The sequence below is a fragment of the Microcoleus sp. Pol7_A1 genome (assembly GCF_036701085.1).
In the GTDB taxonomy this organism is placed as follows: Bacteria; Cyanobacteriota; Cyanobacteriia; order Cyanobacteriales; family Microcoleaceae; genus Microcoleus; species Microcoleus asticus.
In genome coordinates, this window is sequence record NZ_JAUBQD010000112.1 from 1 (window position 1) to 10,936 (window position 10,936).

A 10,936-nucleotide genomic window follows, 5' to 3' on the forward strand; every position below is an offset into this window, starting at 1 on the left:
AACCCATCGGCACTCATGCGATATTGATAAACTACCCCAGGCACATTGTCTACCAGGTTATGGAAGCGAGAGTTACTAGCACTCAAGTTTTCAAGCGAGTGCTCTAGCTGTTGGGAATAGGTTTGTGACTGCTCATAAAGTCGGGCATTTTCCAGAGAAATTGCCGCCTGAGCGCAGAGTAAATTGAGCAGTTCGATGCGATCGCTTGTAAATGCCCCCCTCGCTAAATTATTTTCTAGATATAAAATGCCCATCAACTTGCCCTGATGCAAAATCGGGCTGCACAAGATACTATGAGGCTGCTGACGAATGATATACGGGTCATTGGCTAAGGTCGGATCGGCCGTCGCATCCAGCAACATAGTAGTCTGCCTGTTGCGCTTGACTTTGTAAATCAGCTTCAAAGGAATATCCTGACTGTCTTCAATGGGAAGGCGCTGCAACACAACTGGCTCCGTCCCATTGATAATTGACCCTTCGATCGATAGGCGATCGTCTCGCAAGAGCATTAACACACACTTATCTGCTCCCGCATTTTCGATGACGATCTCAAGCAACGATGAAAGCAGTTTGGACAGTTCGATTTCGCCTGAGATAGTTTGGGAAGCTTCGAGAATGGCGGCTAAATCCAAAGTAGCAGAGACACTGCTACTGCTGGAACTGGGAGAACTGGTGGAACTACTCCCCAATGAGAAGATAGTTTCTTGAGTGGAGAGGGGAGAACGAGTTTGCTGGAGGATAGGGGCGAGAAGTTGCTGATAGCGTCGTTCTAAGTCGGCAACTTTGGCTTTAGCGCCCCAACGAGCATAGCCATAGTAGGCGTTCGTTATGTATTCCTGGGCAATGCGTACTTTACCCCAGTCGAGGTAAAATTTGGCGGCTAGTTCATTGGCCAGTGCTTCTTCTTGGATGTATTCGTTGGCTTTGGCTCCTGAAATGGCGCGATCGTAATGTTCAATTGCTTCGGCTTTATTGCCTAAAACTCGATGTTTTTCTGCCTCAACTAAATACCATTTATGCTGATGATTCATGGGAGCATTCTGCGCCCACTGTTGCAAAGTGGTTTGATGGGTTTGGGCCAAAGACAAAAATTCGCCTTGCTCTGACTCTGGCTGCGTGGGGAAGAGTGCCAAATGCGTCAGAGCTGTATAGAAATGGAAAATGGGAATAGAAATCATCCCTGATAGTGCCATTAAATACGGTTTCGCTTGGGTACTATATTCTAGGGCAGAGGTGTAGTTACCAGAAAAGTATGCCAGCATCAGTTTGTAAGTGTAAGCAAGAGCGATCGCACTAAGATCCTTCTCCTGATGGTGCTTAGGAATCATCACAGTTTCATCATAGGCACTGCCAACTAAGCAATCTGACAGAATCCGGGCTTCCTTCAAGTTATCTACAGTTTGCTGCGTCATATCCCAATAAGTCAGGGCAGAATGTTGTTTTATCTGCACTAAGACAGCCCTGTAATCTGCTATTTCCTGTTCCCAAATGTCCAGTTCTAACCCAGCAAAAAATTTGGCGATAAAGTAATTAAGCGAGTTATAGCCAGCGTTGAGAAAATCACCAGTTTCTATACCAGTTGCATAGCCATCTTTCATCGTCAGTGTTGTTACCATGAGCGATTCTTGATGATGTTGAACCCAGACAGAAAACAGCAGTAGAACTTTAGACTTGAATTCCCCGACATTAAATTGATCCAGCAAGTTCATTGCTAATCGCCCAAAGCTATACCCTGATTTCACTTCTCCCACAAAAGCACACAACACCATACTGTGAATCGCATACCCTACAGTCGAGCCTGGTGCATTGCCAAACTGGAGTGATAAACTCACCATCGTCGCGCTCAGTATGGGCAGTAATCCCGGCATTGCCGGTAGAATCGATGAAAATAATAATCCTAAGAGTTGCATAGCTGCCTGAGTGTGGCGATCGCTCATTACAGGTAGATCGACTAATTCCTCAATTCCTCTATCACCTTGAAGACTAGCTACGGTTTGTAGGGCTTTAGCAATTTTGGCTTCGTCAGGTGCAATGGGGAGTTCAACCCCCAATTGCAAGAGTGCATCTCTTCCGACTGCAATTGCTTCTAACATCTTGCCCTGGGCTGTCTGGGCGACGATTTGAATTTGGTAAATTTTGATTTTGTCTAAAATCGTCTCAGCTTTTTGTAACACCAATGCTGCTATTTTTTCCATGCCATCAAAATCAGCATTCAAATAAGCAGCTTCGGTAGCAGCAACATGGAGATTCAGAGTCAATTCATATTGATCTTGCCAGCAGTTGGCTGTCAGTATTTCAATCCCTGTTTGCAAATAAACTCTTGCCGCACTATATGCTGTAGAATTTCTGGCTTTAGTACCCGCTTTTAAGTTAAGTTGAGCTAAGGCTTCTCGTTCTTGCGGTTGGGTTATTAACTCAATTCCTTGGTTTAAATGCCCGACCAGATCGAACAGTTTTTCCTCACGCTCTAGCTCGGAGAAATTTTGTTCAAGTAATTGTCCGATTTTCAGATGAGTTGCTGTTTTTTGATGACTGGGAATCAATGAGTAAGCAGCTTGCTGTACTCGGTCATGTAAAAATCTATATTTGGCTATTTGTTGACTGGTATTTTGATTTGACACTACCAATCTCTCATTTTCTTCTCTCTGATAAAACTTATAAACATCGCTCAGCGGTAAAATTAGCCCTTCTTGTAACGCTTTCCATAAATCCGCAGCCGTTTCGATTTCCGATTGTTCTGAAACAATTGCCAAAGTTGCTAAATCAAACTGATTACCAATACAAGCCGCTAACTGCAATACATTTTGAGTTAATTGTGGCAGTTTTCGTAATTGAACTGCCATAAAAGCAACCACGTCATCTGTAACTGCTTGAGTCGTCACTTGTGCAATGTCACATTGCCACCCCCCCGTAGCCCCCCCTTGGTAAGGGGGGGTTGGGGGCGTGAATTGAATCAGTCGATCTTGATGTAATGCTTTGAGAAACTGGGTAGCGAAAAACGGATTTCCTTGAGTTTTTTGAGAGATTAATTGAGAAAGAGGTAATGCCAAAGTTTCTGGACATTTCAGTGTGTCAGCCACTAATTGATTTACTTTGACTTGACTCAATGGCGCTAAAGTAATCGTGTTAATCGTTGCTTGGTTTTTTTGAATCTCACTCAAGGTCAAGATTAATGGATGTGCTGGATTAACTTCGTTATCGCGGTACGCACCTATTAATAAAAGATGACCTGTTTCAGCTATTAATAGCTCCATTAACTTCAGCGATGCTGAATCTGCCCATTGCAAATCATCTAAAAACATCACCAATGGATGTTCAGCACTGGTAAAGACTTGGGTGAATTTTTGAAACAATAAATTAAATCTATTTTGGGCCGCTGTTCCTGATAATTCTGTAGCAGGTGGTTGTTGACCAATAATTATTTCTAATTCCGGGATGACTTCAATAATTACCTGTCCATTTTCTCCCACCGCTGATAATATTTGGCTTTTCCATTGCTCTAGTTGGAGATCGCTTTCGGTTAACAATTGTCCGATCAAATCTCGAAATGCTTGCACAAAAGCAGAGAAGGGAATATTTCGTTGAAATTGGTCGTATTTGCCTTTAATGAAATAACCGCGCTGGCGCACAATTGGTTTATGCACTTCGTTGACAACGGCTGTTTTTCCAATCCCCGAAAAACCAGCGACTAGCATCATTTCTGTGGCTTCTTGACTGACTCGCTCAAAGGCTTGGAGTAGGGTTTTTACTTCGGTTTCTCGTCCATAGAGTTTGTCGGGGATGAGGAAGCGATCGCATACATCCCTCTGTGCAATCTCAAAGCTCTCAATCGAACCCGTAACTTGTAACTGAGTTAAACAATTCTCTAAATCATATTTCAGTCCCAAAGCACTTTGATATCTGGATTCGGCATTCTTTGCCATCAATTTGTTGACAATATCTGAGAGTACAGACGGAATTTGTGAATTAATTTCCTGTACTAAGGGTGCTGCTTTGGCAATATGACCATGTACTAACTCCATCAGGTCATTTGATTGAAATGGTAATTTCCCTGTCAGTAATTCGTAGAAGGTGACACCTAAAGAATAAAAGTCAGTCCGATAGTCAATCCCCCGATTCATTCTGCCTGTTTGTTCCGGAGAAATATAACTTAATGTCCCTTCCAGCCCATTGGGATTGATGAGGGTTTGGGTTTCTCGCGGTAGCAAAGAGGCAATACTGAAGTCAATTAATTTGACTTGTTTTGTTTCAGGATTAATTAAAATATTGGCGGGTTTGATGTCTTTATGAATAATTCGCTCGTGATAGAGTAGATATAAGGTGTTGCACAGTGCGATCGCGATTGTTAAAAACTCCTGTACTGATTGTAGATTTCCCTTCATTGCCCATTCTTTCAGAGAAATTCCCCCAAAGTCTTCCATGACTAAGGCATAGCCATTGTGATACGGTTCCAGGGTATAGGTTTGGACGATTAGGGGTGAGTCAAGATTTTTGGCAATGGTATATTGATTGCGAAACTGTACCAACTCGCTAAAGGTGGGATAGTCATTTTTCAGCAGTTTGATGACGACAGGTAATTGGTCTGATGTACGGACTGCGCGATATACTAGGGTGCGACTTCCTGAATAAAGTCTTTCGATAATCTGATAGTTGATAATTTGAACATTTGTAGGAGTGTCGCTATTTTTCTCAAAGTTATTCATGGCTATTGTTGTTTGATAATTGATGAGCGAGTGCTTGCTTAAATGAGCCTGAAGAAGAGAGAGTCTTAACTTTTTTGTTAGGTGTGAGCGGGTAAGGTGACGATAAATTCAGTTTCTGTTCCCATTATAGAGTTGACGTTCAGGGAACCGCTATGTTTTTCGACGACGATTTGACGCGCGATCGCCAGTCCCAAACCCGTGCCTTTCCCGACTGCTTTTGTCGTAAATAAATGGTCAAATATTTTTTGTTTGACAGATTCATCCATCCCCCGACCATTATCAGTAATACTAATTTTGACCTGGTTATCTACTAAGGAGGTTTGAATGGTAATGCGGTTGGGATTAGCCTTGATTTCTGCAAAACTTCGACCAGTATTTGATTCTTCCAGTGCATCGATCGCATTGGCAAAAATGTTCATAAACACCTGGTTAAGCTGTCCGGGGAAGCATTCGATCTCGGGAATATTGCCGTAGTTTTTCACTACTTCAATGGCGGGTCGCTCATCGTTGGCTTTCAATCGATATTTGAGAATTAAGATCGTGCTGTCGATGCCAGAGTGAATGTTAAAAGGAACTTTGTAATCTTTGTCAGCTCGCGAAAACGTGCACAGGCTAGTGCTGATATCTTTGATGCGATCGCATCCCAGTTGCATCGAGTCAATCATTTTGGGCAAATCTTCGATAATATAGTCTAAATCGATATCTTCGGCATGGTCTGCAATCTCTATTTCCGGGGCGCGATCGCCATAGAGATTGAGATGCTCCACTAAGTCTTGAACTGTGCGTTTGGCTTCATTCAAATTGCCCCAAATAAAGCCGACGGGGTTATTAATTTCATGGGCAACGCCAGCAACTAAGTTACCCAATGCCGACATTTTCTCACTTTGGACGATTTGTAATTGGGCTTGTTGTAAAGATTGTAGAGCTTGTTGGAGTTCTTGAGATTTTTGCAAGATGGCTGACTCAGCTTGTTTGCGATCGCTGATGTCTCTCATAATCGTAGAAAAATACTGTAACTCCCCATCACTCGATTTGTGGGCAAGCACAACTTGAGAAACGGGAATTTCCCCTCCATGTCCATCAAAAACTGCCGTCTCACCCATCCAAATTCCAGAGCGGATAGCTTCGGGTAATCCCTGATTTCCAATTATCTCTAGCGCCCACTCCGGGTGATATTTAGAGATTTCAGTACCCTTTGCTAATGCCTCATTTTCTAAACCTAAAAGATTCCGCCAGGCCCGGTTGAGATAAAGATTTCTACCAGTTGGATCGGCAGTGCCAATCAAGTCAGATGTACTTTCCAGAATTGCCAACAGGCGGGTTTGTTCAGCTTCAATGTGTTTGCGATCGCTAATATCAATCACCACCCCATCCCATAGGATCGATCCATCAGCTAGCCGCTCTGGTCTAGCAGCAGATTGAATCCATTTCACGGTTCCAGAAAGCAGAATAATACGCCATTCTTGCTCAAAGGGTGTCAGATTTTGGGCAGAGTAAGCGATTGCTTTTCCAATCGCTGGGTTATCGTCAGGATGATGCAGATCGTAAAGACTAAACTTTCCTGTCATCACCAATTCTGGCTCTACCTCATACAAGTCCAAACAACCAGAACTAACGTAGGGTGTTGAAATTGAACCATCTGGCCCCAGACGAAATTGGTACACCATCCCCGGGATATTATTCGCCAAATTTTGGAAGCGGGTTTCAGTAGCCTGCAATTTTGCTAAAGATTGTGTTAACTCTTGTGCATAGTTCTGGGAATTTCGATAAAGTCGAGCATTTTCCAAAGAAATAGCCGCTTGAGCGCAGAGTAAATTGAGCAGTTCGACGCGATCGCCTGTAAATGCCCCCCTTATTAAAGTATTTTCTAGATATAAAATGCCCATCAACTTACCTTGATGTAAAATCGGGCTGCACAAGATACTATGAGGCTGCTGACGAATGATATACGGGTCATTGGCTAAAGTCGGATCGGCCGTCGCATCCAGCAGCACAACAGTTTGCCTTTCATGCTTCACTTTATAAATTAGCTTCAGAGGAATATCCTGACTGTCCTCAATGGGAAAGCCCTGCAACACGACTGGCTCCGTCCCCACGATAATTGACCCTTCGATCAGCAGGCGTTCGTCTCGCAAGAGCATTAACACGCATTTATCGGCCCCCGCATTTTCGATGACAATAGAAAGCAACGATGAAAGCAGTTTGGACAATTCGATTTCGGCAGAAAGAGTTTGGGAAGCTTTGAAAATGGCAGCTAAATCTAGAGCTGTAGAGACACTGCTACTGCTGGAAGTGGGAGAACAGGTGGAGGTGACACTTCCCAATGTGAAGAGAGTTTCGTGAGGGGAGAGGGGAGAACGGGTTTGCTGGAGGATGGGAGCCAGTAGTTGAGGATAGCATTTTTCTAAGTCGGCGACTTTAGCTTTTGCTCCCCAACGAATGTAGCAGTAGTAGGCTTCTTGCATATAGATTTGGGCAATTTTTTCTTTACCCCAGTTGAGATAAAATTTCGCGGCTAGTTCATTGGCAAGGGCTTCCTCCTGGAGATATTCGTTGGCTTTGGCTCCAGCAATTGCCTTGTCGTATAACTCAATTGCTTCTGCTTTTTGTCCTAAAACTCGGCATTTTTCTGCCTCGATCAAGTCAACTTTATGTTGGTGATTCATGGGGGCATGATGCGCCCATTGAGTAATATTCGTTTGATGAATTTCCATCAGAACCAGAGTGTTTGCTTGCTCAATTTCTGACTCCATAGAGCATAGTGCCAGGTAGGTTAACCCAGCATAGAAATGAAAAACAGGAATTTGAATCATTCCTGTTGCTGCCATCAAATAGCGGTTAGCTTGGGTAAGGTAGTCTAGGGCATTGGTGTAGTTGCCAAAAATATAGGCAAGCATCAGTTTATAGATATAAACAACAGCAAGGACAGTGAGTTCGTTATTTTGATACTGCTTAGGAAACATCACCGTTTCATCGTAGGCAGTACCGATTAATAAATCCGGTTGCTTGACAACTTCTGTCAAGTTCTGCACCGTCTGTTGTGTTGCCTTTAGGTAAGCCAGAGGAGAATCTTGCTTCAGAGTTGCTAATACAACACAGTAATTTTCTATTTCTAGTGCCCAATCGTCCAGGGCCACTCCACCGAATAGATGATCGTAAAAACAAATAGCGATACTGTAGCCAGCATTGAGGAAATCACCTGTTTCCATCCCCGCTAGATAGCTATCTTTGAGCGTTAGTATTGCTGACCTTAGTGTTTCTTGACGATGCTGGAGAAAAGCGCCAAAAAAAAGTAAAGCTGAGGACTTAAATTCCCGTACATTCAACTCATTGACTAAGCTCAGTGCTAGTCGCCCAAAGTCATAACCTGTTTTTACTTCTCCTAAAAAAGAAGACAACACCATGCCGTAACCTACATATCCGATTGTTGATGCAGGCGCATTTCCAAATTGGAGAGATAGACTCACCATTGTGGAGCAATACAGAGGTAGCAAGGCAGGACACCCTGCAAAAATCGCTGAAAACAACATGGCTAATAGTTGCATCGCTGCAATTGTCTCTGAGTCGCTCATCGCAGGGAGGTTAATCAGTTCTGAAATCTGTTTGCGCTGAAGGCGATCGCCAAGGGTTTGTAGTGCTTTGCCTGTCAAGGCTTCATCAGGTTCAGATGAGAACTCAACCCCCAATTCTACCAGCGCATTTTTGCCGACAGATATTGCTTCTAACATCTGACTCTGGGCTGTCAGTGCGCTGATTTGGATCTGATAAATTTTCACTCGATCTAATATGGTTTGAGCCGATCGCAACACCAGTGCTGCCATCTGTTCCATTTCTTCAAAATCACCATTCAAATAAGCAACTTCAGCCGATGCAACATACAGATTCAAAGTTAATTGATACTGATGTTGCCAGCAGTTAGCTGTCAGTAACTCAATTCCTGTTTGTAAATAAACTCTTGCTGCGGCGTAAGCTGTGGAATTTCTCGCCTTCACTCCCGCTTGTAAATTTAGTTGAGCTAATGCTTGGCGATCGCTAGGTTGAGTCATTAACTCAATTCCTAAATTCAAATGGCCGACAATATCAAATAGCTTTTCCTCTTTCTCTATTTCGGATAAGCTTTGTTGGAGTAATTGTCCGATTTTGAGATGAGTTGCTTGTTTTTGGTTTGAGGGAATCAGAGAATAGCTTGCTTGTTGTACTCGGTCATGTAAAAATTTGTAGGCAACAGTTTCTTGATTTTCTTGAGAAACTGCTTGAGTTTTTTCCCCAACATAGAATTTATAAATATCACTAATCGGTAAAACTAGCCATTCTTGTAAGGCTTTCCATAAACTTGCCGCCGTTTCTACCTCTGAGTGTTCCCAAACAATTCCTAAAGTTGTCAGATCGAATTGATTGCCAATACAAGCTGCTAATTTTAACACTTCTTGAGTCTCGGCTGGCAATTTTTGCAATTGTAATGCCATAAACTCCACCACATCCGAGGTCAGTGCTTGCCGACGTACCTGAGCAATATCGCATTGCCAAGCACCCAACTCAAAATCAAATTGAATGAATCCATCTTGATACAATGCTTTGAGAAACTGTGTCGCAAAAAAAGGATTTCCTTGAGTTTTCTGAAAAACTAATTGAGTCAGGGGCAATGCTAACTTTTCGGAACATTTTAACGTATCAGCTACTAATTGATTGACTTGTAATTGACTCAAGGGTGTTAAGGTAATTGTATTAATTGTGAAGAGTGTTTTTTGCATCTCACCCAAGGTCAACATTAAGGGATGTCCCGGATTAACTTCGTTATCGCGATAGGCTCCAATAATAAAAAGATGACTTGTATCAGCCATTAATATCTGCATTAAGTTCAGAGATGCCAAATCTGCCCATTGCAAGTCATCTAAAAATATGACTAAGGGATGTTCAGCACTGGCAAAAACTTTGGTAAATTTTTGAAATAATAAATTAAATCGATTTTGGGCGGCTGTTCCTGATAATTCTGGAGTCGGTGGTTGTTGACCGATGATTCTTGATAATTCGGGGATGACTTCAATAATTACCTGTCCATTTTCTCCAACTGCTGATAATATCTTATTTTTCCATTCTTGGATTTGAGCCTCGCTTTCGGTTAACAATTGCCCCATTAAATCCCGGAATGCTTGCACAAATGCACTCAAAGGAATGTTGCGCTGAAATTGATCGTATTTGCCTTTAATGAAATAACCGCGTTGGCGAACAATGGGTTTATGCACTTCGTTGACAACTGCTGTTTTTCCAATCCCCGAAAAACCAGCGACTAGCATCATTTCTGTGGTTCCTTGACTGACTCGCTCAAAGGCTTGGAGTAGTGCTTTTACTTCGGTTTCTCGTCCATAGAGTTTGTCGGGGATGAGAAAGCGATCGCATACATCCCTCTGTGGAATCTCAAAGCTCTCAATCCTACCGGTTTCTTGTAGTCGATCTAAACACTTTTCTAAATCATATTTCAGTCCCAAAGCACTTTGATATCTGGATTCGGCATTCTTTGCCATCAATTTGTTGACAATATCTGAGAGTACAGACGGAATTTGTGAATTAATTTCCTGTACTAAGGGTGCTGCTTTGGCAATATGACCATGTACTAACTCCATCAGGTCATTTGATTGAAATGGTAATTTCCCTGTCAGTAATTCGTAGAAGGTGACACCTAAAGAATAAAAGTCAGTCCGATAGTCAATCCCCCGATTCATTCGGCCGGTTTGTTCTGGGGAAATGTAAGCTAGTGTCCCTTCTAACACATTAGGATTGATGAGTGTTTGGGTTTCTCTTGGAAGTAAAGAGGCGATACTAAAGTCAATTAATTTGACTTGTTTTGTTTCGGGATTAATTAAGATATTGCTGGGTTTGATGTCTTTGTGAATGATCCGATGGCGATACAATATATCTAAGATATTGCACAGTGCGATCGCGATTGACAAAAACTCTCTCAAAGAGAGTAAATTTTTCCTTTTCACCCCCCATTCCTGAAGAGAGATCCCCTCAAAGTCTTCCATCACTAACGCATAACCATTTTGATATGGTGACAAGCTATAGGTTTGGACAATTAGGGGTGAGTTGAGATTTTTGGCAATAGTATATTGATTGCGAAACTGTACCAATTCGCTAAAGGTGGGATAGTCATTTTTGAGCAGTTTGATGACGACAGGTAATTGGTCTGATGTACGGACTGCCCGATAAACTAAGGTGCGACTTCCTGAATAAAC

Annotated in this window: 2 protein-coding genes; both read right to left on the reverse strand. The window is 42.5% G+C overall.

Translation table 11 applies throughout. The features are described 5' to 3' along the window. Nucleotides 1-4,703, reverse strand: a 4,703-nt coding sequence (locus QUA20_RS30750; RefSeq protein WP_333194077.1) for an AAA family ATPase, incomplete at its 3' end; no start/stop codon positions are given. Nucleotides 4,704-4,780: 77 nt separating this feature from the next. After that, a partial coding sequence (locus tag QUA20_RS30755) for an AAA family ATPase (RefSeq protein ID WP_333194079.1) occupies nucleotides 4,781-10,936 on the reverse strand: 6,156 nt, incomplete at its 5' end.